The following is a 26089-nucleotide window of genomic DNA, read 5'->3' as shown; positions in this document are numbered from 1 at the left end:
AAGGCGGGTGTGCCGGGCCGCTTTGCGGCGTGGCCCGGCACACCCTTGGTATTCGGACCGAATAGTCCGGTGATCTCTACCTCGAGTCAGCTCTCGTCCTCGGCTGGTATCCAGCCACTGACCGCGCGGGTCGTAATCATCTTGCGGTATTCCGAGGTGGTGTCGGGGAGCAGTTCGCCTGTGCCCCAGTCCACGATGACGCCGAACTGGCGGACCAAATCCAGGGTGTCGAGCTCACCGTCGCGGTATCGTTGTGCCACCGCCTCCGGATCCTCCTGCAGCCACCCGACTCTGGCACCGCGAATGCGTGCACGGGCGGACTCGGTGGCCACCTCGTCGAGCTCGAACTCGTCGACGTCCTTATCGATCTCGATGATGACGACACCATAGTCCTTCAACGCGCGCTCGGTGCTCACGTAATCATCGATGACATCTTCAAGTACCGCTTTCGGATCCCGCTCCAGTGGGTCGCCCAGCCCGCCGCCGCCAGCGGATGGCCGTGTGAACGAATCACCCTGTTCCACCGTGACACCCGAGAAGATGGCGCCCAGGTACTCGGGCTCGCTGTTTGATCGGGTCAGCCAGACACCATGCGGCAGGGATGGCAGCCCGCCCATGATGCCCCAGGTGATGGAGCGGGAGCGATCGCAACAGTACGACATGACGGTGTTCTCCACGCCAGTCAACACACCGCCCTTACGCACGCCCACTCCGCCGCGGAACTGGCCTGGGCCACCGGAATCGACCGCGATCTGGTGCTCGGTGGTGACTACGGGGCAGAGCCGTTCCTGTCCTTCCAAGGGCTGGATGGATTCGCCGCAACCGAACACCGCAGAGGTGGCGCCGGTTCCATCTTTGCCATTCCGACCGCCCCAGCCGTTGACCATCCAGTCGTACCACATGAAGATGCCGCCGCCATCTTCGCGGGCGTCACGTCCGCCGACCAAGAGGTACTCGATGTCGGTGCAGCAGGCCATCGCTCGCTCCGGCTGCACCCGAGACCACAGCTCGAAGACGGCGTTGGTGACCTTGCCGTAGGAACCGGAGCAGAAGCCAGTGACGGCAGTAGGCCAGACGGCGTTGACTACAGTGCCTTCGGGCCCGAGGTCGACATCGATGAGGCGGTAAAATCCGGAGTTCAGCGGGATGTCCGGGAAGAACATCTTGGTGCCGGTGACCAGACCGGAGAATGATGATCCGAATGTTCCGTTGAGAAAGGTTCCCACGGCGTCGCCTGCTCCGGACAGGTCGTAGCTGATCCGGTCCCCCGCGATGGTCATCTTCACCTTGACGGGGACCAGGCCCTCCCCTTTGTCCGGGTCGTAGTCGAGATAATCGGTGGTTTCCCAGGTGCCGTCGGGCAGTTCCAGGACACGCTTGCGGGCTAGCCGCTCGACGTAATCCTGGACATCCTGCATGGCAATGAGAACCGTTTCGCGGCCGTACTTCTCGACGAGGCGCAGTAATTCGACCTCGGCCACTCGCGTGGCTTCCATCTGCGCATGTAGATCACCCTCGGCAGCCTCAGGCGCACGGGTGTTCTGCAGAATGAGCTTCGCGACGTCGTTGCGGTAGACACCGCCGGCAGCGATGCGCACCGGTGGGATACGCAGCCCCTCGCCGAAGTGCTCTTTGGCGGTGACGTCGAAAGAGCCCGGCACCCGGCCGCCGATATCTGCCCAGTGGCCATTGGACTGTGAAAACCCGATCAATTCTTCGTCTGCGAAGATGGGCCGCACGATCCGGACATCGGAGAAGTGGGTACCGCCCCGATAGGGGTCGTTGATCGCGAAAAGGTCACCGGGGTGGATATCGTCACCGAAGTCCTCGATGACGGCCTTTGCGGTGAAGTGCAGAGTTCCGACGTGCACGGCGATGTCGGAGCTGCCCTGCATCACGGTGTTGCCCTCGCGGTCGCACAACGCCGACGAGAAGTCACGGGCGTACATGACGAACGAGTGGCAGGTCCGCAGGATCTGCTCGGCCATCTGGTCGACGATGGAGGTAAACGAGTTCTTAATGACTTCGAGCGTCACCGGGTCGAGCGTGTAGTTGGATTCAGAGGTCAGCGTAGTGGTCATCAGACAGTGATCCTCAAGTTGAGCCAGGCGTCGACCTCTGCAGTGACACCAGGCGGAATGGGTGTTGTGGAGTCAAGCTGTTCGACGATCGCGGGGCCCTCGATCACCGCGCCCGCAGTCAACGTGTCGCGGTCATAAACCGGTGTGTCGACCGCGCCGTTCTGCTCCGCGAACCAGACGGGACGATACGACTGCGGATTTGGCGTCGACGGAACCACTTCGTACTCGGGCAGGTTTGGCTTCGGCACGCTGCCAATCGCCGTGACGTTGAGCCGGTAGACCTCAACGGGTGTGCTGTCCCGCCGGAAGTTGTGTTCGCGAGCATGTTCGAGATGAAACGCTGCGGCGACGTCGTCGAGACTGTCGATCGTCGAGCCGACTGGTACCGCGATGGATCGCCACTGCCCGAGGTAACGCATGTCGATCGTCCGGATCAGCTGCATATCCTCAGCTGCAACGTTCTCGCTGCTGAGCCGCTCGCGCGCCTCCGCCTCGAGGTTCCTGAACTCGGCTTCCACATCCTGCGGCGACACCGTGTCCACCCGGCCGAGGAACATGGTGGACAGATCGTGCTGGATGTCGACCAGCAAGCAACCCAGCGCCGAGGTGATACCCGGATTCGGCGGGACCAGCACGGTCGGGATGGACAACTCGCGGGCCAGATCGACACCGTGCAGCGGTCCGGCACCGCCGAAGACGACGAGGGCGAACTCGCGCGGGTCGTAACCGCGGCGGATCGAGATAAGCCGGACGGCGTCAGCCATATTGGCATTGGCGACACGCAGAATTGATTCCGCTGCCTCCTGCACGCTGACTCCTAGCGGTTCCGCAGCATGTTCTCGGATCGCCTCTTCGGCGGCCTCAGCGTCCAGGGTCATCCCGCCGTTGATGAGCTTGCCTCCAAGCCTGCCCAGCACCAAGTTCGCGTCGGTGTTGGTGGGCTTAGTACCGCCCTTGCCGTACGCTGCCGGGCCCGGTGTCGCACCCGCCGAATGCGGTCCGTTACGCAGTGCTCCAGCCTCATCGAACCACGCGAGCGATCCACCGCCTGCACCGATGGTCAACACCTCGATGCTGGGTAGGCAGATCGGGTATCCGTACTCCACCTGCCACTCTTTGGTGGTGCGCAGCACCCCGTCAACGACGAGCGAGATGTCGGTGCTGGTGCCGCCCATGTCCAGTCCGATGGCGTTGGGATGTCCGCTGAGCGTGGCAATGTGACGATTGGCGATGGCACCGGCGGCGATTCCCGACGCAGCGAGCCGTACCCCCAGCTTCTCCACCGTCTTCGGCGTCATGACACCACCACCGGAATGCAGGATCAGCAAATCAGCCTCGTAGCCACCCACTTTCAGGTCGCTTCCGAGGCGGTTGACATACCCGCTGACCAGGGGCGCCAGCACGGCATTGGCGACGGTGGTCGAGAACCGCTCATGTTCGAAGATCTCCGGCAGCACATCGCTGGAGGTAGTGACCCGCACGTCCGGCAGTTCTTCGGCCAGAATCTCAGCCATACGCCGTTCATTGGCCGGGTTCGCGTAGGCGTTGATGAAGCAGACCGCGACCGTCGTAACACCCTTACGCCGCACGACGTCCACGACGCGCCTCGCCGCGTCCTCGTCTAGCGGCTCGAGCACCTGTCCGGCGTAGTCGACACGCTCATCCACTTCGAGACGGTCCCGACGCCGGATATACGGCGGCGCAACGTCTTTGTACGCGTCCCAGAGATCTTCCTTGTTACCGCGACGGATCTCGATGATGTCGCGGAAGCCTTTCGTTGTGATCATCACCGCACGCGGCAGCCGCCGCGTGATCAGCGCGTTCGTAGCGACAGTGGTGCCGTGGCTGAACAAGGCCACATCGTGAAGATCTACCCCCGCTTTAGCCACCCCGGCGAGCACCGCCTCGATAGGATCCACCGACGACGGAACCTTCTCGACTTGCTTGTGACCGGTTTCATCGTCGAACACGCAGATGTCGGTAAACGTCCCCCCGACATCAACGGCTACCCGAACTCGCCTCGCACTCATGTGCAGGTACTTCCCTTCTACAGATGCGACGGAACCAAGAGGACGTGTGAATGGGGGCAGAAGCAGCACTAAGCGACTGCGCGGTCCACTTTCACGTCTAGCCTGCGCTCCGCGGGTCCCGTTGGGACCCGCGGAGCGCTTCCTTAGCTCACATCGTCGTGGACCAGTCGGTTAGGGACTGCGGCGAACCGCTTCGGATTTCTCCGTTTGGCCCCGGACAGACCTGATTGGTATGCCCAGCTAATCCCAGTTGGCGCCGAAGTTCAACGGTCCATTGCCGATAATTGGGCTTACTTTGCGACCAGTGCACAGCATTGGCCGGTATTTACATGGTATTTACATGTTATATACATGTCAGTATCAGCTCGGGGTCCAGTGTTTCTCCGTATGTATGTGCTGGTCATAGTGGTGCTGAGTAGCGTTCGCTGCTTGTCGAGGGAGGTAGGCTTTAGCCTCCTCCCTAGAATTCCTAGAACGGGTCATCTCCGCGCCAATATTGATTGGCTGTCCATGGCCAACACCGAATGTCACGGAAAGTGGCTACCCCTGTTGAGGTTGAGTTCGGCCGGACGAGCGGAAGCGACGGACCCCGGAGCGCACTCCAACGCGCCACCCTGGAAGGCCAGACTGTGGGTCCCGATTCGCGGAAGACCACTCAACGCGGCTTCGACCCCGCGATGTCGAACAGACCGGTGCCCGCAACGATGAACTGGCCACACTCGGGCGCCCAGCATTTCGTCTAGTGCGTCCCGTCGCCGCCAGCAGCGTAGATGTCCACCGCGACTGCAATCTCTCAGTCGGACAACAGCGACGAAACAGGCAAGGTCACGGCCGGACCACCTCGTCGACCGGGTATACGCAACCTTCGGGACACCGGACCTGATTGATGGCGAAGGTGTGGACGTAGGTCCAGGCGGCACGGATCTCACCGGGCATCGGAAGGACCGACAGACTGCACCGCACCGCACGCACGTGCGGGCTGACGATCCCCGCCCTGCACCCCTGGCGCGACGGCTGGCTCTGCCGGACCGGGCATCCTCAACCTCGCCCTGGATACTCCCTGACGCCCGTTCGGCCTGATCGGACCCCGGTGGGTGGAGACGGCATCCAGAGGGCATTGTCACGTTAACGAGCTGTCGAGAGTGGCTGGCAGGATGGTGGTCGTGAGCACCGCCGCGCCGTCGTACAAGCGACACCGCTACCCGAGCGACCACTGCGTTTGGCTGTACTTCCGGTTCACCTTGAGCTTTCGCGACGTCGAGGAAGTGATGCTGCGACGCGGCGTGGTCGTGACCTACGAGACGATCCGCCGCTGGTGCGCCAAGTTCGGCCAGGACTACGCCAACCGGCTACGTCGCCGCCGTGCCCGCCCCGGCGACAAGTGGTACCTCGACGAGGTGTTCGTGAAGATCAACGGCAAGCGGCACTACTTGTGGCGGGCGGTCGATCAGGACGGCACCGTCTTGGGTGTCCTGGTCCAGTCGCGCCGAAACACCAAGGCGGCCAAGCGGTTCTTCCGCAAACTGCTCAAGGGACTCGGGTATGTACCGCGGGCGCTGGTCACCGACAAGCTCGGCAGCTACCAGATCGCGCATCGCGAGATGATGCCGTCCGTGGAGCATCGCCGATCGAGGTATTTGAACAACCGGGCCGAGCTGTCCCATCAGCCGACCCGGCAGCGGGAGCGGGCGATGCGCGGGTTCAAGTCACCGGCCCACGCCCAACCGTTCCTGTCCGCCTTCGGGGTGATCTGCTCACACTTTCGACCGAGACGGCACCGGCTTCCCGCTGGCGAGTACCGACAGGTGATGGCCGACCGGTTCGCGGTCTGGCGCGAATCCACCGGCAGCGCCACAGCTGCCTGAAACGTCAACCACGAGGCCGCCGCTGCCTCAATTAAGCCGGAACACCTTGTGCCACCGAACACTCAAGTTAATGTGACAATGCCTCGGCGACGGGTGACGATTCGGCCGTCATTCCCTCCCGAACCCTGCCCCACTCCGCAGTTTTTTCGTGGGCTCGCCGCGGGATGTCACCCGGCTGGTCACTTGTCCGACTCCAGTTCTATAGTTCGACATTCCGGCGCAAAGGACCGGTCGGTTTCTGTGGAGGGGTTCGTGACGCGAGCATGCCAACCGCTGCGTGAGGCAATTCCCGCCCTGTCTTTCGAGCGACCGGTGACCCGCCGTTACGTGCACCGCCAGGCGGTCGCCGAGGTCTTCCTCACCGATTGCGTCGAGCTTCCTGAGCCGAACGGGTTCGCCGTCGCAGCGCAGTGGCCACGACTGCACGGCTTCTACCGCGTACGGGACGGCCTGTACGACCCGATGCTGCTGGGAGAAACACTGCGCCAGGCGGCGATCTACCTCGCCCACTCGCGATACCGGGTGCCGCTGAACCGGCGATTCATCATGCACGACCTGCACGTCCGCGCGCACCTCGACGCCTTGAAGGTCGGGGCGGCGGCCGCCGACGTGACGGCGACCGCCACACTGTCCGATCTGGTGTACGGCGGTGAGGCGTTATCGAGTTTCCGTGTGGACCTGCGGTTTTGGCTGGCGGGCCGGGAGATCGGATCGGCGGCCGGTGTCGCCGCGGCACTCCCGCCGTCCACCTACACGAGGGCACGGTGGGGCACCGCCGGCCCACGTACCCCCGGCCCGGCGAGGTGCGGCGCCGCCACACCGCCCGCCGCGGTGGGGCACGTCGACGACCAGCACGTGGTCCTCGGCCGGCAGGCCGCACCGGGCGAGTGGGAGTTGCGGGTCGACGTGACCCACCCGGTGCTGTTCGACCACCCACTCGATCATCTGCCCGGAATGCTGCTCCTGGAGGCGCTACGCCAGAGCGCGTTCGCGGCCCTCCAGGTTCCGGACGCGCACCTGGAGTCGATCGACGCGGTGTTTCACCGCTTCGCCGAACTCGACCAGCGCGCCACCGTCCGTGTCCGCGCGCTCGATGCGGATCCGCTGTCGGTGCGGGCGGTGATCCGGCAGGCCGGTGTCGACGTCACCTCGGGATGCGTACGGCTTGGCCGCCGCTGAACCCGCTCAGCGCCGTGCCGCCACCTGCCCGGCATCGACGATGGGTGCGCCGGCGGCGCGGGCCTTGCGGATCCGGTCGATGCCCGGATGCCGGTCCGCGGGCATGATCCCGGGCAGCAGGAACATCCACATGTCGTCGACCCGCTGTTCGAGGTCGGTGCGGTGCGTGAGGACTTGCGAGACCGTTTGGACACCGGTGAAGGCACCGATCACGAACCGGGCGAACCGCGGCGTATCGAGGTCAGAGGTGAGGTCGCCCTGAGCGGTGGCGCGCCGCGCCAACTGCTCGCAGGCGTTGATCCAGTCCAGGTAGGGGTCGGTGGGGCCCTGCTCGTCGGCGCTGAGTTCGAGGGTGATCCGGATGCCGGCGCGGACGATCGGGTCGTGCACGATCTGCCGGGCCATCTCATGGCAGAGCATCACAATCTGCTCGATCGCCGAAGCATCTTCGCGGCCGATTGCCTCGACCGAGGCGATGGAGGTGGCGTGCTGCTCGGCGACGATGTACCGTGCCAACTCTTCCTTCGACCTGAAATGGAAGTACAGAGCACCCTTCGTGAGTCCAGCGTTCTCGATGATGGTTCCGACGCTGGCTCCGACGTAGCCTTGCTTCTCGAACGTCTCGGCGGCTCCGAGCACGATTTGCGCTCTCGTCGCCACAGCCCTGGCCTGTTGAGGCACTGAAAACACCTTCCCTGCCCCCGTGAGCGAGAAAACGCTAACGAATGGACCCACCCCGATTAGCTGGACGAACGCTACCAGTGCTCAGCGAGAGTCGCGGATCGGACGACGCTGCCCTCGGATGCGGCAGTGTGTGCGGCGGGCGCCTTGCACTACGTCGAGCGTGACAAGCACGGGAGGCGCAGGCCGGAGTCTCTACGGGTCCTCGACGATATGGGCCACCTGCGGCGTCGGGGAATCGAACTGGCCCGCTGGACCGTCGGACTCATGCGCACGAATGGCTGGCAGGGCGCCACCAGGACGCAGAATGTCCGCACCACCGTGCCGGACGTATGGGCGCCGCGACCGCCGGGTCTGGGCGACCAGAACTTTTCGAGTCGATCGGCCCGACGCCTCTATGTCGGCGACTTCACCTATCTCGAGGGTGATCCGGATGCCGGCCCGCACGACCGGGTCGTGCACGATCTGCCGGGCCGTCACATGGCAGAGCATCACGATCTGCTCGAGCGCCTACGCCTCCTTTTCGGCGATCGCCTCGACCGCGGAGATGGAGATCCCGTGTTGCTCGGCGATGATGTGACGGGCCAAACTTCGCCTTGGAACGGAAATGGAAATACAAAACGGCTTCGTCATTCCGGACGCTTCGGTGATCTCACCGAGGCTCGCACCCTCAAACCCCGACTTGTCGAACATCTCCGCCGCCCCACGCACGATCTGCGCCTTGGTCGCCACCGCCCGCGCCTGCTGAACTCATCACCACACCACAAACAAACCATTTAGCTGGTTTTCTGGGTAGGATTCGGGCGGTCATGGTGGTCACATGACGACGCGAACAACTCGGGCACCCGGGCCGATTCGCGCGAGGGGTGGGTTGCAGGTGCCGTCCGAGCGCAGGTTGGCCGGCACCTGCAAACCACAACCACCATCGCCGGTAGCAAGTCCCTCCGCCAGAACATGCGCCGGACGTCACGCCGATCTCACCTACTCGCAACAGGCGCGATGCGCCGGCCTCGTACGCTCGAAGTTCATCCACTCCATAGCAACCGATGGGTGACCCCTCATGGGCGCCGACAAGACACCCCGGACACCACAGCCCGCGCGACATCCGCGCACACATTCGGCCGAACAACTCTCCCCCAATGATCTCGCCGGTGTCGTCGAAGCACTCACCGGTCAACGCGTACTCCCCCGCCAAGAACCAAACGCACCCCGTGACACATGACGGGCGGACATGCCATCCGCACTGGTAGCCGCCCCGTTTCACGGGCACACAACCCCGGGGGCGGAATCCACCGACCGGTAGCACTCGATTGAACCCACGCGGGACTGGTGCGACATGTGGACATATCTGCGCCACATGGTCGTTGCCGCCTCGCGGCCTGGCCATCAGGTACGAGCAGACCGCACCCGCGCAACACACAGCACTTCTTCGACCCCACACCACCAATCGGACGCTGTGGACCACCCGGCGCCGATCTCCCAAGCCGGATCGCCCTCGGCACCTATGGTGGGCCCATGGGAATGTGCCGACTGGTCCTCGACCTGCCCACCGCATGCCCACCCCGCGAGCTACTCGACATCGCGGCCACCGAGCTCACCGAACGCGGCACCCGCGGCTGGACGAACCTCGAACTACGAACCACCGGGCCGACCGGAACCGCACTGATCCGGCACGTCACCTTCACCTACTGGATTCAATCCATCACCACAGTCCATCCCCAGCAGATCAGCTACCACAGCCTCTGGGCACATCTCGAGGACACCGACCGCACCGCCCTGCTCAAGCTCACCGACCACGGGACCGTCAGCCTCTCCGTCACACGCCTGCTCACACACAAGGCCGGCCGGAGTTTCTTCGTCCGCGATGCGGCCGGAGACCACCGGCTACCCACCAGCTTCCGCATCTTTCTCCGCACGATGGCCAGCGTTGATCTGGTTCGGCCCAACAGTCTCTGCGATCTCTCATCGCGACTGAGTACTCTTCGTTCTCGCCAGGTGTGACGCATTCGTGCCTCCGACCCCGACGAAACCCTTGTGGAGCCACCGCGTGCATGGTGATCTGTTCTCGCCTCCCCGGCCGGCGGTGTCGCAATCGGTGACTGACAGGGGACGCTCCCTGGCACCGGGGAGCACGGCTCCGCCAGTCTGATCACGATTCGCGTCGCCGTCTGGGCGAGGCTTTGCACTCTCACGGCACTCTAGGGTTTGTTTCGCTCCTCACTGAGTGAGCATTCGAAGGACGGATGAACGATGGCGTTCAGGGATCGGACGGCGAGTCTCGCATGCGGCCTGCTGGTTTTCTCCTCCTTCGGAGTCTTCTCCTGCGTGACCGAGGATTCTCTTGATGGAGCGGTGTTCTACGCTGTCACGCTCATTCCGTCAGTCGACCTCTTGATACGGCGGCTGCGCGAAATGCACCACATTCGGAGGCAGGTGCCAAATGCGGATCATCGGCCCACACCGGAGAAGCTCCCGCAATGCACACAGACGCAGCACCGATCCGAAACTAACTGGTACGCCCGCCTAGAACTGCTCCCGCGCCGGATGGTTGCGGCAAGCCTCGACGACCCCGCGCACGGAAACACCACTTCGACCTGCACATCGCCTGCACGTCCTCGAGCTGCTCGAGCAGCCACGACAGCCGCCGACCCGAGGTTCTCTCGTTCGATGCGTCCACGGTGGTGCGACAGCACCCCGTCGACCAGGTGCCCCTGTGGTCCCGCCGCGTAGTAGCAGCACGTGTGGCGCGAAGGTCGGCGTCGACAGCACTGAGTGCATGCTCAGCCCCGCCAGTGCAGCAACCCCGAAGCAAACAGCCCCGTCCGCAGCGCCTCGTACTCGCCGTCGTCGAGGGAAAGTAGCGGGTACCTCACGATTCTGTTCTGCAGGATCACCGAACAAACTGCAGCGCCCCCTTGACCGTCGTCGCGCCGTAATTGGGGACGCCCATGACCGCACGCAACGCCGGCTGCAGGCGGGCATTGATCTCCCGTGCGGTTTCGACGTCCCCCGACACGAAGGCATCGATCATCGTGCGGATCTCGTCACCTGCCACGTGCCCGAGAACAGAGACAACCCCGCACGCCCCATACGCCAGGAACCCCAGAAGGAGGCCGTCGTCTCCCGAGTAGACCGCATAGCCCAATTCGCGCAACATGATCGCCCGAGTGGGGTCTCCAGCTGCATCCTTCACCGCGACCACGGACGGCCAGTCCGCCATCACCTCGAACGTCGACGGCGCCAGCTTGGTACCGGCCCGGCCGGGAATGTCATAGAGCATGACAGGCGCATCGACTGCATCCACGACGTACCGAAAGTGCTGCAGTACACCGCCCTGGCTCGGCTTGTTGTAATACGGCGTCACCAGCAGCAGCCCGTCAGCACCGTGCAGGACAGCCTGCCTCGCCAACTCCAGCATGTGCCGTGTGTCGTTCCTTCCCACCCCGGCAATGATCAACCAGGACTGCGATGCCCAGTAGGCACACGACCATCACATGTTGGGGCACTCACCGATTTCTGATCTACCCAGTTGCGGCGGTGGTGTCCTTCACCGCGAGCGATATCCACCACGCCGACGATCCATACCGACGAGGACATTTGCATGAGTGAGGATCAGCACGACAACGCTGGTCGATGCACTGCGACGACCAATACCACTGCGCGTGACGAGTTCGGGGCGATCGTCAGATATGTAAGCCGGCGATGCGTGCTCGAAGCACATGCCCACGGCAACCACCAGGTCGAGTTAGTCGATGGACGCCAGACCAAGGTACCGAGGCCGAAGAAAACGCCCAAACCATTTCTGTGACAACTCTCGTCGACTCATTCGGTATCATCGATAGCCACACCCATTCCCCCTCTCACACCGGAGTAAAGATATCAAACGTTGCGGCGCTGATGATTACAGCGTCGACACGTTCGGTGGCGTCCGCAGTCCTATGCCTAAGCCCGAATGCACCGATTCGCTGGTCTGATCGCTGCGAGTTTCGTTGGGTGGCATGGGACGGTGTGTGGGCATGGTTGAGCATCCGACCTCTCGTTTCGGGTTGTTCCACTGGGGCTTTCGCGTTGAGGGTGGGCGGATGTCCTGGACGTTAGGCGACGATCGGGTGTGCGCGACCGAAGGTGTTGTCGAACAAGTTGTGCCACGCTGTTTCCCACGGCCAGTTCTGCGGGAGGTGCAGCGTCAACCGTCTCGCCGAGGAGGCGACGCGGGCGGGGACCGAGACAATGGTGCGGCGGAGGGTGCCGGTCGTCGCTTTCGTCAGTTTGGGATCGCTGGTGAGGGTACCGGCGGCGCGGGTGAGGTTGAACGCCATCACCGCGCAGACGAGCCAGGCGGCGTTCGCCGGAAACGAGTTCGACGGTAGATGGGCGAGTGCGGAGTTCTTCAGGTCCGCGTGCACCTGCTCGATGATGGCGTGCTGGCGGTGAGTCTTGTCGGCGGCGACGGTATCGAGGTCGTCGGGGTCGGTGGTGGTAAAGAACGCGTGGAACCGCCAGATGTCGAACAACGTGCCCTGACCTTGGTCTTTCTTCGGTCGCAGGTCGGGGATACGCCGCACGACCAACCGTCCCGCAACGTGGTGGGCCTTCTTCTGGGAGGCGAACGCAGTGAACGGGATCTCGGCGACCTCCGCCCGCGAGATCCAGGTGTCGGTGCCCTCGTCGTAGAGGGCGTTGGTGTACTGGATCGGCGTCCACGAGGACTCGTCGTCGCCGATGGAGGCTATCGCACGTTTGATGGTGGAGGTCAGGCGCACGGTCACCGAGACATCGGCGCCGGCGCGGAGCGCGGCCCCGATGGTGGGATAGCCGTAGAAGCGGAGTCGCCTCGGACCAGGGGCTTCGACGCGCCGTGGCCGTCCGCCCCGCCGGCCTGGGAACGCAGCCGGTCGACGGTGGCCAACGCATCGGAGACCATCCGGGCGGCCCCGCGTGCGGAGCCGCACGCTCCTCGGCGCAGGCGTTGGCCGACGATCACCGGCGCAGCGGTCTCGGTGGTGACGGTGGCGATGAGGGCGTTGAGTCCGCGCACGCCGGAGTAGCCGTAGCCGGAGCCTTGTTTGCCGTGGCCGTGGACCTCGATGATCGAATCGTCGATATCGACCAGGACTCGCCCGGTGTCGATGCCGGGGACCAGTGGGGTCTTCTCGGCGAGGTTGCCCAGGAACCGCGAGGCGACGGCGTCGAGTTGCCGGACGTGTCCGAAGCTGAACTGGCGAAGAAACGATCCCAGGGTCGACGGTGCATAGGGGCGGTCGAAGACGGTCCCCATCGCCCCGTGCCGCAACAGTGCCAGGTCGGAAATGCTGTCGGCGCCGGCGACCATCCCACCGATCAGGGACCCGACCTTGTAGCCGGCGTGGGCACCTTTGTCGGTCGGCACGCTCAGGTGCTGATCGGCCAGGGTGAGCAGGCCGCTGGCCTGCGCCAACGCCATCACCGGAACCAGCCCCGCGGTCGACATCAGATTCGGGTCGTCGAACCTCGCCGCGGCGACGGGCCGGGTGTGAGATAGTTGCATCTGCGAGATGCCCTCCGGTGTGGTGTGAACTGATCCCTAGACAAGATCGATTCTTCCACTACGGCAGGGCATTTCGTCGTTACGACCCGCTCGCCACCCCAACCGAATCGGTGTATCCGGGCTTAGTCCCCTGGCCTCCGATGACAAAGCGATCTTGCCTTCGAGCAGGTCACCGGCCCGTGTAACCACCACCATCCAGGCCCAAAAGTTACTACCCGACTCAGTCGGGAAACTGTCGTCCGCAGTCAGCAGAAGCGCGCGTGCGGACGCCACGTTACCTATTTTGGTTCTATCGCCCCGCCTGCTCTGGCGATCTCGGCATCCATTGATGGGTCGAACGAGACGATCTCGGCGCGGAACGACTCAATCCCATTGCGTATCGGTGTAAGTTCTCCGTCCCGCAGTAAGGACTCTGCGTTGTGCGCCCAATCTTCGGGGGTAGCGCTCTCAACTCGGACGCGGGGCCTCACGCTGAACACGGTTCGGACGGCTGAAACCCCAGCAGATTGGAAAGTCTCTCCATGCACTGTAGTGTCCTGATGCGCGAGCCATGTCACAAAGGCGGCTACGGCGTTCGCCGGAAGCCGCTCCTGCAGAAATTTCGCGACCGCCGGATTGTCGAACGAGTTCGCGGTCATTGGAGTCCACGCCGATGGCATCACAGTGTTGACCTGCACTCCGGCAGCGCCGGCCTCGTCGGCCAAGCTGTTGCTGAACCCCCAAATCGCTGCCTTAGCAGCGCTGTACGCCGAACCGTGTGGGGTGCCGAGCATGCCGTGCGACGACGTATTGATTAGTCGACCACTACCCGAAGTGATGAGATGTGGCATCGCGTGGCGTGATACCTCGACAGTACCTCTGACGTGAGTGTCGAAAATATTCCACCAATGCCCTTCATCCATCTCCCAGAAACAACCGAATCCCGCGATACCGGCGTTGTTGATAACGATGTCCAGGCGGCTGTAATTGTCAATGGCGGATCTAACGAGTTCCGAAGCGTTAGTGACGACATTATTATTGTCAGCCACTGCCGTCCCACCGGCATCGGTAATCGCTCGCACGGTATCAGCGGCTGCTCTTGTCGCTATGTCATTAACAACGACCTTGGCACCTCGGGATGCCAACATCACAGCGTGCTCACGCCCCATTCCGGATCCTGCCCCGGTTACGAGCGCGACGCGTCCGTCGAAATTGAGCCTCTCAGCGTCTATCATATTCATCTCCTGTACAACGTCGTTCACGGTCTCGGTCCTTGCGCCCTAGCTTCTGTCTCCGGAGAGGCTGTCGTTACAAGCCAGTCCAACCCGTCCCCGCTTCCAAGCGAACTGACGACTCGCCCAAGTAAAGGTAAATGGCGAAGTTGCAAACGGCAGTTGACGAAACGCGTCCGAAACGGGCTAAGGCGAGGTCCGCCTCGGGCAAGGCGCGGCGCATAACGTCACGCCGAGTGCTGGGCCTTAGCCCTGGGGATATGTACGCTGCTCGACTCCGGCTATGAACTGCACGGTGCGAGTTACCTGGCACGAATAGCCGAATTCGTTGTCGTACCAGACATACAGAATTGCGTTGTCATCGTGCACGACGGTCGCGTTTGCATCGACGATCGCAGCCGCAAGTGATCCGATGAAGTCGCTCGACACAACATCGGCGGCGGCCGTGTAGTCAACACAGCGACTCAGCGGACCTATCAGAGACGCCTGCCGCAGGTGCTCAAGGAGTTCTCCTCTGCATACCCTCTTCGCAACTGAAGGTTCAGAATCGCAATCGACACATTCGGTGTGGGCACCCGGATCGAGTTTCCGGTGATCCTCGCTCGGAGATCAGGAAGGGCCTTGGCGATGGCAGACGCGGCTCCGGTCTCGGTGAGCACCAGATTGAACGGCGCTGCCCGTCCGCGGCGGTCTGCCTGGTGGTAATTGTCCAATAGGTTCTGATCGTTGGTGAACGAGTGAACCGTCTCGACGTGGCCCCTCACAACCCCATACTCGCCCTCCAAAGCCTTCAGTGGTGGAACAATGGCGTTGGTCGTGCACGATGCGCACGAGATGATGCGCTCGGATTGATTGAGAGCGCGATGGTTCACGCCATAGACGACATTCGGTATATCGCCCTTACCCGGCGCCGTGAGTACAACTTTCGACACTCCCGGACCCAGATGCCGAGACAATTGCTCACGTGTTCGCCATATCCCCGTGCTGTCGATGAGAATGGCATTGCTGATCCCGTATCGGGTGTAATCGTTACCCTCAAGGGAATCACTGTAGATGAACTTGATCACGTTTCCGTTGGCTATCACCACATTGTTGGACGCCTCGACCTGAATCGTTCCGTTGAACTGACCGTGCACAGAGTCTCGCCGTAGCAGCGACGCCCTTTTCACCAGATCATTGTCACTGCCGCGTCGCACAACGACGGCCCGAAGGTTGAGCCCCTTGCCCGCGCCGGCCTTTTCGATGAGTAGTCGCGCGACCAGACGACCGATTCGACCGAACCCGTAAAGGACGACATCGCGAGGCTTATGATCGGTAGGTGAGTTTCAGCCGATCGCGCCAGCAAGAGAGTCTGCGACGAAGTCGTCTATCGACTCTTCGCCGTGGTGCTCTCGGAGCATGGCAGCCAGCACGCCGAGGTCAATGTGCGCGGGTTTGAGCGAGAGTCGCGCAATTGCTTCGAGCAGCGGGAATGTGTCATGCACGGACAACTCGCTACCGTCTAGCTGCCGGCTAAAGCGATGCGTTCGAAGGATCGTGATCGCCGATTTGTTCACGAGAGCGACCGTGGATCACAACCGTGACTCCGTGATCTCGGTCGAGTCGACCGACGACGGGAATCATCGCCTCGGCGAGCGTCTCACTCGCGTTCCAGTTCGCCAATGTGTTGCTTGTCATAGTCTCTTCTACTTGTGTGAAGCCCCCGGTTCATCTGGTCTTTAGATGTCGCCAGCGTCGGTGGTCAGGGGACGAGTACAGCTCGCCCGGTGATGCGACCGCGACCCAACCGGTCGAATACCTCGTTGATGTCCGACAACGGAAACCGCTCGATCGTGGAGACCAGCTTCCCGGTACGCGCAATCGCCAGCACCTCCGCCAGCTCGTTGCGCGACCCCCAGTTGCTCGACATCAGCATCGCTTCCGGGGCGAGCCCCAAGAACGAGAACGGCACCGACCCGCCCGCCAAGCCGACAAGCACGAAAAGGCCGCCGCGACTGAGGACAGCCGCGCCGAGCGCCATGCTCGAGTCGACTCCGACGAAGTCGAGTACGGCGGCTGCACCGTTCGCGCCGACCGCGTCCTCAATCGCTGCCAGTGCGTTCGCGTCCTGCGGGTCGATGACCACGTCGGCACCCAATGTCTGCGCCAGGGCCCGCTTGTCAGGATCGGGCTCGACCACGACCACCTTGGCGGGTGAGAGAAGTTTGAGGAATTGCACCCCGTACTGGCCGAGCCCGCCGGCTCCGATCAATACCGCACTTGCGCCCGCGGCAAGGTGCGGCAACGTTTTCTTGACTGCCGAGTAGGGCGTAAGCGCAGCATCAGTCAGCGGTGCGGCCAGGACAGGGTCGAGTCCGTCGGCCGGCAAGAGGTGCCGAATTGAGGGAACCAGGAGGTACTCGGCATAGCCGCCTTCTGGCCCCATCCCGCCCCACCGGAACGTGTCGCACATCTGCTCGTTGCCGCCGAGACAAAAACTGCAGTTTCCGCAGCCCCAACCTCCGAAGACCACGACCGCATCCCCGACTTTTAGGCCATGCCCCTCAGCGCCGTCGCCGAAAGACTCAACCCAACCCGCATTCTCGTGCCCCAGGGTGTGCGGTAGAACGATGCCCGGCGTTTCGCCCGACGCAATGTGCAGATCGGAATGACAGGCGCCCGCGCCGGCGATCCGGATCAGTACTTGTCCGGGCCCAGGAGTCGGCGTGGACACCTCCTCGAGGATGAATCCGTCGCCAAAGGTGTGCAGTCGTGCGGCTTTCATGATGAGCCTTTCCAGCGGTATCGATATCAACGCCGCAACAAGAGCCGATGTGTCGGCTACATCATTCGGTGCGGGATCGTGGCCAAGTAAAGGACCTCGAGCCGAGACCGTGGTCGTCGTCTGCGATTACGTCCGAAACGACCACTGCAATGTCCATCTCGGACATGACTGCGCACGGTCCTGGCAGATCGCAACGTTTAAGGCGCTATTTCCTGGACAGTTTGTCTAGCCATCCGCGCTCAGATAGGCGCACAGGGCCGACGCCGTTTCCTCGATGAGCGCAGTCCACGGCGCCGGGCGTCTGGACTCGACGTTCTCCCCGAAGAGCGCCCGAAATGCGCACACGGAGTAGAGCATGCGATAGGCATAATCGATGGCCTCCTCCGGTTGCGGGTGCGTAATCTTGTCTGCGACGCCCAGCAGCAACTCGCGGAACATGGTGCCGCATTCGATCGCCCCACGAGAACCCACGTCCAACACTCCGGGGTTCTCCGTCGAGACCAGCATGAGCTCCCGCAAGAGACGCTGGCGAGCTTCGAAAGTTTCGGCAAATCCACGAACCGCCACGCGCACCGCTTGACGCAACGGGGCATCGCGCTCCACGTGCTCCGCATTGAGCCTGCTCGCCATCTCTGTCTTGAACTCCTCGACGAACTCATGCTGGATGACGGTGAGCAACTGCTCCTTGGAGCCGAACCGCCGGTACACGCTGCCCGTTGAGACCCCTGCTGCGGCGGCAACGTTGGCGATCGTCAACGCGCTGGGACCTTGCTTCTCGAGGACTTCGATACCGGCGAGGTATATCCGTTTGTGCGTTCGCTTGCTGCGCTCCTGCACCGCACGAGGTACATCAGGAACAGAAGGCGTCATCGAACGAGTCTAGCGAGGCTGTTACGTGCAGGTGCTCTGCACTCAACAGCGGCGACGACGAACAGCTAGGTTCCCTGGCCTTCACAGGGTATGAGCATCCCTAATTCTCGTTCAGCGCTGGCGCCCACCCTCTATACAGACACGGCCACGTCCCGCCGCCGTGCGGGACAAGGATCGTATACAGACACGGCCACGTCCCGCCGCCGTGCGGGACAAGGATCGCCCAGCCCCTGCGCCAGCTCTCTGAAATGTGACCCTTGACACCTTCGACCGAGAATGCGAATGTAATCACGCATGCACATTCGGCCGTGCCTCATTTTTTCAGCCACCGCGGTTCGCGTACGCCTCCGAAGACCGGTGCATATGCCCGTCGGCCAGACGAACGCCCAAGCTTGCCAACTGCACCTGCACCTAAGAACCGCCAGCTCCGACACTCCACTCCCCTTACGTACCGAAAGAGCGTCAGATGACTACGAGCTTGAGTTTGCCAAACAGTGATATCGATCCCTTCTCCGACGAGGCACTCGCGGATCCGTACCCGTACTTTCAACAGCTCCGGGACCTTGGCCCGTTAGTCGAGTTGACTCAACACAATGTTGTCGCGCTATCCCGACATGCACAGGTGGTGGATGCCCTCACTGACTCGCATACGTTTTCTTCGGCGGACGGCGTGGGGCTGAACGATGTGTCGAACAGCTCGTTTGAAGGCACCCTTATCGCAACGGACCCCCCGGAGCACGCTCGATACCGTGCTGTCCTGGCCGAGCGCCTGGCGCCCCGATCGCTTCGCGAGATGAAAGCCGACATCGAGGACAGGGTGGACCGACACGTCGAAGATTTGGTGTCACGGGGCTCATTTGACGCGATAACGGATTTGGCCCGCGCGGTGCCGGTCGCAGTTGTCTTGGACCTGTTGGGGTTCCCACCGGAAGGACGCGATCAACTGTTGGGTTGGGCTGAGCGTTTCGGTGATATCAACGGTCCTGCCAATGAACGGATGCAAGCAGCCCTGCCGGCGGTGGACGAACTCTTCGGTTGGTTGGCAACCACCTGCACGCGTGACCGGATGATCCCTGGAGGCTTTGCCACTACCATTCACGAGGCCGCCGAGCGCGGGGATATTCCTGAAGAAGCGGTAGTCCCGCTCATGTCTAGCTACGCACTTCCGGCAATGGACACCACCATCAGCGCCCTCGGTAGTGCAATCCAGCTGTTTGTTGACAACCCGGACCAGTGGGAAGCACTACGCGAGAACCCGGCACTGATTCCCGGCGCGTTCAACGAGGTTATCCGCCTCGAATCCCCGATTCAGGCGTTCTCCCGGGTCACTCGACGAACTTACACAACAGAGGGTTTTTCGATACCTGAGAACGCCCGGGTTGTCATCTTCTATGGAGCCGCAAACCGGGATGAGCGGAAATACGCTGATCCGGATCGGTTCGATGTCCGGCGCCAGAATGTCGACCATGTCGCGTTCGGGCTAGGAACCCACGCGTGCCCAGGTCAGGGACTTGCAAGGATGGAAGCTCACGCCGTCCTGCACGCACTAACCCGACACGTGAGGGCTTGGGAATCCGCAGGAGAACCGCGACGGCGATTCACAAACATCACACGTTCGTTGGACCGGCTACCGGTCGTGGCCCACCGGTAAATCTCAGAGGGGATCGAAAATGACTCAGATACATGCAGACAGAGCCCGGTGCGAAGGCTACGGAAACTGTGTGATGGCGGCCCCAGAACTCGTCGACCTGGATGACGACGGGGTGGTCATACTGATCAGAGACCGCGTCGACGAGGCCGAGGTCAGCAAAGCCGAGAGTGCCGTACGTGCCTGCCCGGTGAATGCGCTACGGGTGGACAAATGAGCGGCACCGCACTGATCGTTGGTTCCTCCGTAGCGGGCATTCGCACAGCACAGTCCCTCCGCACGGAGGGCTGGCTCGGGCGCGTCGTTGTCGTAGGCGCGGAACCCCACCTGCCCTACGATCGGCCACCACTGTCGAAACACATGTTAACGGATCGTGCTGGAATGTCGCCCACGCCACTGCTGACCGAGCACGAAGCGAGATCAAACCACATCGAACTCTTGCTCGGTACACCAGCAGTCGGTCTAGACGTGACTGCGAAACGAGTCGCTTTGGCTGATCATCGAGAGGTCCCCTACGACCACCTGGTCATCGCCACCGGGGCTTCAGCGCGTCCCTCACCCTGGGGGCAAATGCCTAGGCTTCATGTGTTGCGCGGGCTCGACGACTGCCTAGGCCTACGAGAGGCGCTTCACAGCGAGGCCTCGGCCGGCTCCGGTCATGTGGTTGTCATCGGATCAGGTTTCATCGGTTCCGAGGTGGCGGCGGCGGCACGGACGCTCAATCTCCGAGTGTCGATCGTGGCACCGTCGACCGCACCGCTGGTTCACGATCTGGGTCCTATCGTGGGCGAGGAATTGGCCAAACTGCACCGGCAGCACTCCGTGGAAACACACTTTGGGTGCAGGGTGTCGACACTGACTTCGCACCCGAACGGAATCCACGTATTGCTCGACAACGGTAGGCATTTGTCGGCTACTTTGGTCGTGGTAGGAATCGGCACAACGCCGAATCTGCAGTGGCTCAACGACTCTGGCCTGACAATCGGCGATGGAGTGCTGTGCGACGAACAAGGCCGCGCAAGCGGCAGATCAGATATCTCTGCTATCGGCGACGTTGCGTGCTGGACGGGTCCACACGCGCCTACCGCGCGACGGGGCCAGCACTGGACTCGTGCGGTGGAGCAGGCCAATTTGGTGGGACGCCGGCTCTGTGGTGTTCCACCTCAAGACGACGATCAAAAAATAGATTATGTCTGGAGCGAAATCTACGGCTGGAAGATACAGATCGTCGGCCAGCCCCGACACGGCTATCCAAGCGCGACCCTCGGAACGTTCAACGGAGCACACACGAGGACGGCGGTTCTGTACTCCGACGAAAAGCAGGGCCTTGTCGGCAGCTTCATCGTCAATTGGCCGCGAGCCACACTGCTCTTACGGAAAGCAGCAGAACAACGTTCGAGTGTGCGCGCAGCACGCGCGCTGATCGAGGATCAGTTGTCGCGCAACTCTACGTCCACCCTCTGACGCCGGAAATCGTTCAAACCGTTCATTTTTCGAGACCAGTCCACGGCTCCTACCGGCTGGATTCGACGTTATCCCCGAAAAAGCGCCTGCAAGGCGCACCCCGCTCCATGCATGCCGTAGGCGTAGTCAAGGCCTGTCCCAGAGATCGCACCATGCTGCATGGCGGACACGAGGCGTCCTCGAATAGGACCCGCCAGCTCGCATGTGACCGTTGACACAACGCCGACAATATGAGAATGTAACTAAGCATTCACATTCGGCCTTAGAGTGAAACGAATCACCCCTCAAGGGAACTCACCGGTCGGGCCCAGTTAGGAGTCAGTGCCATGTCTTCCAAATCAGCATCTCGACCCAACCATCTCGACCTCCGCAGATGTTTTGGCTCTTTCCCTACCGGGGTTGCGGTGATCACCTACGACGCCCCGGACGGACCTCGCGGGGTCACCGTCAACTCGTTCGTCTCGGTCTCTCTGGACCCAGCTTTGGTCCTCGTCTCGATCGCTTCGAGCGCCCGCGCCCGAAGCGGTCTACAGGACGCCCGGTTCGCGGTCAATGTTCTGGGAGCTCATCAACACGACGTCGCTATGCACTTCGCGGGCCGACCCAGCGAGAGCCTTCGCGTCCCCTGGCACCGCGATACCGACGTCCCCCGCCTGCGGGAGTGCGCCGCCTGGCTGCAATGCGCGCCGTGGCGCAGCATCGAGGCCGGTGACCACATCTTGTTCATCGGAGAAGTCGTCGCGTACGGCCACGATGCCGTGGACCCCCTGATCTTCCACGCTGGCACCTTCCGCACCGAAAAGCCTGCAAGCCGACATTCTTGGCTGCCTTCACCGGTAGACCGGCTCGACCGCGGCCGCGATCTCGAGCTGTGGAGCGACGCCGGCTCCAGCAACCATGTTGTCCCCGCCTGACCGAGCAAAGGAATGAAATGAAACTCACATACGTCCAGCAAATCCCCTACCGGCACCTGCCGGACGACTTCGCGGCACGTCACAGCGAGTCGGTGGTGACCAACCCTTTTGACGAGCTCGTCGACCGGGATCTCATGCACACCGACCTGCGCGCCGCGCTCGACGAGTCGATGCATGCTGCCCGTGCCGGGTTCGACGCTGTCGCGCTGCAAGAACACGGAAGCAGCTCCTACGACATCAATCCCAATCCTGACCTCGGTGCTGCGGCCTTGGCGTATGCGACAGAGGCTGAGGGTCTGAGGGTCGGCATTTACACGCTCGGACGGTCGTTGGGCAAAAGCCGCGAGCCGGTCCGGGTCGCCGAGGAACTGGCGTGGATCGACTCCATCAGCGGTGGCCGGCTGCTGTCCGGATTCCCCGTGGGCCTCGCATACGACGCCAACGTCAATGCAGGCGTCCCCCCCATCGAGACTCGCGGGCGCTATGACGAGAACCTCGAGCTGATCCTGCGAGCGTGGACCGAGCGCGAGCCCTTCGCCTGGAACGGTCGTTACTCCCAGTCGATGAGCGTGAACATCTGGCCTCGGCCCTACCAGGATCCGCATCCGCCGATCAGCATCACTGGTATCGGGAATCCAGCGACGACCCGCTTTGCACTCGAGCGAGACCTGGGATTCAATCTCGTCACGCTAGGGAGCGACCCGAAGATCGGCGCCGCACCGATCTTCGACAGCATGTGGTCGATGGCCTCGGACATGGGGATGGATACCAACCCCTATCGGGCCTCGATAGCAGTGACGGTGCTGGTCGGCGAGACCGACCAGGACGCCGAGAATCTCTACAGCAAGCACGTGGAGTACCACCTGTCTCGCGGGCTCGGACACATCCCCATGCACCGCCTTGCGCTACCCGGGGGAATCAGCCCTCAGGGCCTGAAAGTTCTGTTGGCACAGCCAGCGCCGCCCGCCAACCTCCCGGCCCCGTCTTACGCCGACGCGGTGCGCTCAGGTCTGATCGTCGCCGGAAGCGCGGCCACAGTCCGAGAAAAGCTCGCAGATTACGCCCGCAGTTTTCGGATCGGCCAGCTTCAAATCTTTCTCCAGGTTGGCTCGATGCCGATCGAACTCACCAAGCGCAACATCGACCTGTTCACGAGCGATGTGGCGCCGCATCTGCAACCTCTCTGGTCGGAATATGACGACGACAATCGCTGGTGGCCCGTCGCTCTCGGGGGTCAGCCGGCATCCAGCAGGCAAGCGGACACGGCAGGAGCACGACTCAAATGACATCTCAAATCACCGTCGAGACCCAGACCGTCAGCGTCTGGGGAGACCAAATCAACCTGCAATTCAAGGTATTCGGTACCGGACCCGCTCTTGTCTACCTGCACCCACTCGGCGGATTCGTGCGCGACGACTTTCTCGACGAAATTGCCCGTACCCACACGATCTACGCACCAGAATTGCCCGGAACCAGTGAGGACGACCCCTTCGCCATCCACAAGGTCACCGACATCCCCGAGCTGGTGTTGATTTACGAACAGGCTCTGGGCAAGCTCGGCATCCGAGGGGCGCCGGTCATCGGACAGTCCTTCGGCGGCATGTTGGCGGCCGAACTCGCATCCTTCTTCCCGGATCTGTTCGAAAAGGTGGCTTTGCTGGGCCCGGCGGGACTGTGGTTCGAGGACAAGCCCTGGACGCTCGACATCCTGACGTCGCCGCCATCGGAAGCGCCAGGTCTGCTGTTTAGCGATCCCTCGGCAGAGCGGCCTCGTGCCATGTTGGCCCTTCCCGACGATCCTAAAGCGGCCGTGGACGCGTTGGCGCACCTCGTGTGGATCCAGGGATGCGGTGCCAAGTTCCTATGGCCCGTTCCCGACCGCGGCCTTTCGCGACGTCTACACAGGATCACTGCTCCGGTCCTCGTCGTGTGGGGTGAGGACGACCGAATCATTCCGTCGTCTTACGCAGCCGAGTACGGCGCACGAATACCGGGTAGCGCAGTGCACGTGCTGCCCAAGTCTGGTCACATTCCGCAGGTCGAGCAGATGGAAGAGACGCTGGCGTTGGTGTCCGAGTTCCTTTCGAACCCATGACGATGCTCCTCAAGCCCTTCTGGGCGTGACCAGTGCCCCAGGGTCGCCAGTTCCTTCGGAAAGACCTGGCGGCCCAGGGCACGAGCAGGACCACGTCCTGTTGAAAGCTGACATCGGAGGTGTAGTAAATGCTGTCTTTCGACTCGGGGAAAACACACCCGGCGCTCTTGGAAGAAACGATCGGTGCGAACCTCGAACGCACCGTGGCCGCGCGGCCCGACCGCGAAGCGCTGGTCGAAATCGCGACCGGACGACGCTGGACCTGGGCAGAGTTTGACGCCGACGTCAACCGGGTCGCCCGCGGATTGATCGCCTCAGGCGTCGCCAAGGGCGACCGAGTGGGTATTTGGTCACCGAACTGCGCGGAATGGACTCTCACCCAGTACGCCACCGCCAAAATTGGTGCGATCCTAGTCAATCTCAATCCGGCTTATCGAACGCATGAGTTCAGTTTCGCCATCAATCACAGCTCAGTGACGCTGCTCGTCGCTGCCACCAGCTTCAAAACATCGAACTACCGCGACATGGTCGAGCAGACCCATCAAGATTGCCCCTCGTTGAAGCACGTCATTTACCTCGACACCGAGGACTGGGCCGAGCTCATCGCTCAGGGAGAACGCCTGCCGTCACAGACCCTGCCAGAGACGATGGCTGCCCTCGACCCCTCGGATCCCATCAATATTCAGTACACCTCGGGCACAACCGGGAGCCCCAAAGGCGCCACCCTCACCCACCACAACATCTTGAACAACGGGTTCATGACCACCGAGTTGATCAACTTGACCGAGGACGACCGACTCTGCATACCGGTACCCTTCTACCATTGCTTCGGCATGGTGATGGCCAACCTGGGCTGCACCTCCCACGGCACCACGATGATCATCCCGGCGCCAGGCTTCGACCCCGCCGTCACCCTGCGCACCATCGAGGCCGAACGGTGCACCGGCGTGTACGGCGTGCCGACGATGTTCATCGCCATGCAGAACCACGCAGACTTTTCGACATTCGACCTGACCTCGCTGCGGACCGGAATCATGGCCGGGTCACCGTGCCCGGTCGAAGTGATGAAGCGATGCGTCGTCGACATGCACATGACTGAGGTGTCGATCGCGTACGGCATGACCGAAACGTCGCCTGTCTCGTGTCAAACCTGCGCCGACGATGACCTGGATCGGCGTACGGCCACCATCGGGCGCGTCCATCCCCACCTGGAGATCAAGATCGTCGACCCGATTACCGGTGAGACCGTTGAGCGCGGCCAGCCTGGAGAGTTCTGCACCCGAGGCTATTCGGTGATGCAGGGATACTGGGAGGACTCGGAGAAGACCGCCGAAGCGATCGACGACGAGGGCTGGATGCACACCGGTGACCTCGCCGAGATGCGAGAAGACGGTTACTGCACAATCGTCGGGCGGATCAAAGACATGGTCATTCGCGGAGGGGAAAACATCTACCCCCGAGAGATCGAAGAATTTCTCTACACCCACCCTGACATCGAGGACGTCCAAGTAGTCGGAGTCCCGGACAAGAAGTTCGGCGAGGAGCTGTGCGCGTGGATCAAAATACACGCAGGTGCGGCTCCCCTCACCGCTGACGCTGTCCGTGAGTTCGCGAGCGGCAAACTGGCCCACTACAAGATCCCCCGTTACGTCATGGTCGTCGATGATTTCCCGATGACCGTCACCGGCAAGATCCGCAAGGTCGAGATGCGAGATGAATCGACTCGCGCACTCGGATTGAGCGAGCAGATACCGTGAGCA

Annotated in this window: 17 protein-coding genes and 4 pseudogenes; 11 read left to right on the top strand and 10 right to left on the bottom strand. The window is 62.4% G+C overall.

Annotated elements, in window-relative coordinates; all coding sequences use genetic code 11:
• Positions 1-86: 86 nt before the first annotated feature.
• Positions 87-2081: a hydantoinase B/oxoprolinase family protein gene (locus tag I1A62_RS03210; RefSeq protein WP_219454054.1), complete on the bottom strand. Its 1995-nt coding sequence runs from the start codon at positions 2079-2081 to the stop codon at positions 87-89.
• Positions 2081-4111, bottom strand: a complete 2031-nt coding sequence (locus I1A62_RS03205; RefSeq protein ID WP_219454052.1) for a hydantoinase/oxoprolinase family protein — start codon at positions 4109-4111, stop codon at positions 2081-2083. The genes I1A62_RS03210 and I1A62_RS03205 overlap by 1 nt, the downstream gene beginning before the upstream one ends.
• Before the next feature lie 1157 nt (positions 4112-5268).
• Between I1A62_RS03205 and I1A62_RS03200 the strand changes: the two genes are divergently transcribed.
• Both I1A62_RS03200 and I1A62_RS03195 read left to right on the top strand, forming a co-directional pair.
• A complete protein-coding gene (locus tag I1A62_RS03200; protein ID WP_374710696.1) occupies positions 5269-5976 on the top strand; it encodes an IS6 family transposase in 708 nt (235 codons plus the stop codon).
• Positions 5977-6228: 252 nt separating this feature from the next.
• On the top strand, positions 6229-7155 hold the full coding sequence (locus I1A62_RS03195) for a ScbA/BarX family gamma-butyrolactone biosynthesis protein (protein ID WP_257890395.1): 927 nt from the start codon (positions 6229-6231) through the stop codon (positions 7153-7155).
• A gap of 6 nt (positions 7156-7161) precedes the next feature.
• Here I1A62_RS03195 and I1A62_RS03190 read toward each other — a convergent pair whose 3' ends face one another.
• The gene (locus I1A62_RS03190; RefSeq protein ID WP_219454047.1) at positions 7162-7836 is read right to left on the bottom strand and encodes a ScbR family autoregulator-binding transcription factor; all 675 of its coding nucleotides are present in this window, start codon (positions 7834-7836) and stop codon (positions 7162-7164) included.
• 414 nt (positions 7837-8250) lie between these two features.
• Positions 8251-8529 (bottom strand): annotated as a pseudogene (locus I1A62_RS45780) (TetR family transcriptional regulator); the annotation flags it as partial.
• An 822-nt stretch (positions 8530-9351) separates the two neighbouring features.
• On the opposite strand from I1A62_RS45780, the gene I1A62_RS03180 reads away from it, so the two are divergent.
• On the top strand, positions 9352-9837 hold the full coding sequence (locus tag I1A62_RS03180; protein ID WP_257890394.1) for a hypothetical protein: 486 nt from the start codon (positions 9352-9354) through the stop codon (positions 9835-9837).
• A 779-nt stretch (positions 9838-10616) separates the two neighbouring features.
• Here I1A62_RS03180 and I1A62_RS03175 read toward each other — a convergent pair.
• Positions 10617-11290: pseudogene (locus tag I1A62_RS03175) on the bottom strand (dihydrodipicolinate synthase family protein); the annotation flags it as partial.
• 147 nt (positions 11291-11437) lie between these two features.
• Between I1A62_RS03175 and I1A62_RS03170 the strand changes: the two are divergent.
• Positions 11438-11644, top strand: coding sequence for a hypothetical protein (locus tag I1A62_RS03170; protein ID WP_219454044.1), 207 nt, complete (start codon positions 11438-11440; stop codon positions 11642-11644).
• A 286-nt stretch (positions 11645-11930) separates the two neighbouring features.
• Here I1A62_RS03170 and I1A62_RS03165 read toward each other — a convergent pair.
• The 5 genes and pseudogenes from I1A62_RS03165 to I1A62_RS03145 form a co-directional block, all read right to left on the bottom strand.
• Positions 11931-13363, bottom strand: a pseudogene (locus I1A62_RS03165) (IS1380 family transposase).
• Positions 13364-13641: 278 nt separating this feature from the next.
• Positions 13642-14604, bottom strand: coding sequence for an SDR family NAD(P)-dependent oxidoreductase (locus tag I1A62_RS03160; protein WP_219454042.1), 963 nt, complete (start codon positions 14602-14604; stop codon positions 13642-13644).
• A 216-nt stretch (positions 14605-14820) separates the two neighbouring features.
• A pseudogene (locus tag I1A62_RS03155) lies at positions 14821-16251 on the bottom strand (glyceraldehyde-3-phosphate dehydrogenase).
• A gap of 64 nt (positions 16252-16315) precedes the next feature.
• Positions 16316-17338, bottom strand: coding sequence for an NAD(P)-dependent alcohol dehydrogenase (locus tag I1A62_RS03150; RefSeq protein ID WP_219454040.1), 1023 nt, complete (start codon positions 17336-17338; stop codon positions 16316-16318).
• 225 nt (positions 17339-17563) lie between these two features.
• Complete coding sequence (locus I1A62_RS03145; RefSeq protein ID WP_219454038.1) at positions 17564-18208, bottom strand: TetR family transcriptional regulator; 645 nt, start codon at positions 18206-18208, stop codon at positions 17564-17566.
• A gap of 466 nt (positions 18209-18674) precedes the next feature.
• On the opposite strand from I1A62_RS03145, the gene I1A62_RS03140 reads away from it, so the two are divergent.
• From I1A62_RS03140 to I1A62_RS03110, 7 genes are all read left to right on the top strand, one after another.
• Positions 18675-19859: a cytochrome P450 gene (locus I1A62_RS03140; protein WP_219454036.1), complete on the top strand. Its 1185-nt coding sequence runs from the start codon at positions 18675-18677 to the stop codon at positions 19857-19859.
• A gap of 19 nt (positions 19860-19878) precedes the next feature.
• Complete coding sequence (locus I1A62_RS03135) at positions 19879-20073, top strand: ferredoxin (protein ID WP_219454034.1); 195 nt, start codon at positions 19879-19881, stop codon at positions 20071-20073.
• A complete protein-coding gene (locus I1A62_RS03130) occupies positions 20070-21320 on the top strand; it encodes an NAD(P)/FAD-dependent oxidoreductase (protein ID WP_219454032.1) in 1251 nt (416 codons plus the stop codon). The genes I1A62_RS03135 and I1A62_RS03130 overlap by 4 nt, the downstream gene beginning before the upstream one ends.
• 326 nt (positions 21321-21646) lie before the next feature.
• Positions 21647-22234 (top strand): flavin reductase family protein, encoded by a 588-nt coding sequence (locus I1A62_RS03125; RefSeq protein WP_219454030.1) that lies wholly within the window; start codon positions 21647-21649, stop codon positions 22232-22234.
• Between the two features lie 17 nt (positions 22235-22251).
• Positions 22252-23520, top strand: a complete 1269-nt coding sequence (locus I1A62_RS03120; protein WP_219454028.1) for an LLM class flavin-dependent oxidoreductase — start codon at positions 22252-22254, stop codon at positions 23518-23520.
• The gene (locus I1A62_RS03115; protein WP_219454026.1) at positions 23517-24329 is read left to right on the top strand and encodes an alpha/beta fold hydrolase; all 813 of its coding nucleotides are present in this window, start codon (positions 23517-23519) and stop codon (positions 24327-24329) included. The genes I1A62_RS03120 and I1A62_RS03115 overlap by 4 nt, the downstream gene beginning before the upstream one ends.
• A gap of 128 nt (positions 24330-24457) precedes the next feature.
• Positions 24458-26086, top strand: a complete 1629-nt coding sequence (locus tag I1A62_RS03110) for an AMP-binding protein (protein WP_219454024.1) — start codon at positions 24458-24460, stop codon at positions 26084-26086.
• Positions 26087-26089 lie beyond the last annotated feature (3 nt).

The sequence above is a fragment of the Rhodococcus sp. USK10 genome (genome assembly GCF_019378875.1).
Taxonomy (GTDB): domain Bacteria; phylum Actinomycetota; class Actinomycetes; order Mycobacteriales; family Mycobacteriaceae; genus Rhodococcus_F; species Rhodococcus_F pseudokoreensis.
Note: the sequence above shows the minus strand (reverse complement) of the source record. Positions and strands in the feature narration are given on the sequence as shown.

Coding starts and splice junctions, on each gene's coding strand:
- I1A62_RS03115 (WP_219454026.1), top strand. CDS start 23,517: ATGACATCTCAAATCACCGTCGAGACCCAGACCGTCAGCGTCTGGGGA.
- I1A62_RS03145 (WP_219454038.1), bottom strand. CDS start 18,208: ATGACGCCTTCTGTTCCTGATGTACCTCGTGCGGTGCAGGAGCGCAGC.
- I1A62_RS03125 (WP_219454030.1), top strand. CDS start 21,647: ATGTCTTCCAAATCAGCATCTCGACCCAACCATCTCGACCTCCGCAGA.
- I1A62_RS03130 (WP_219454032.1), top strand. CDS start 20,070: ATGAGCGGCACCGCACTGATCGTTGGTTCCTCCGTAGCGGGCATTCGC.
- I1A62_RS03135 (WP_219454034.1), top strand. CDS start 19,879: ATGACTCAGATACATGCAGACAGAGCCCGGTGCGAAGGCTACGGAAAC.
- I1A62_RS03170 (WP_219454044.1), top strand. CDS start 11,438: ATGAGTGAGGATCAGCACGACAACGCTGGTCGATGCACTGCGACGACC.
- I1A62_RS03210 (WP_219454054.1), bottom strand. CDS start 2,081: ATGACCACTACGCTGACCTCTGAATCCAACTACACGCTCGACCCGGTG.
- I1A62_RS03140 (WP_219454036.1), top strand. CDS start 18,675: ATGACTACGAGCTTGAGTTTGCCAAACAGTGATATCGATCCCTTCTCC.
- I1A62_RS03150 (WP_219454040.1), bottom strand. CDS start 17,338: ATGAAAGCCGCACGACTGCACACCTTTGGCGACGGATTCATCCTCGAG.
- I1A62_RS03110 (WP_219454024.1), top strand. CDS start 24,458: ATGCTGTCTTTCGACTCGGGGAAAACACACCCGGCGCTCTTGGAAGAA.
- I1A62_RS03180 (WP_257890394.1), top strand. CDS start 9,352: ATGGGAATGTGCCGACTGGTCCTCGACCTGCCCACCGCATGCCCACCC.
- I1A62_RS03120 (WP_219454028.1), top strand. CDS start 22,252: ATGAAACTCACATACGTCCAGCAAATCCCCTACCGGCACCTGCCGGAC.
- I1A62_RS03205 (WP_219454052.1), bottom strand. CDS start 4,111: ATGAGTGCGAGGCGAGTTCGGGTAGCCGTTGATGTCGGGGGGACGTTT.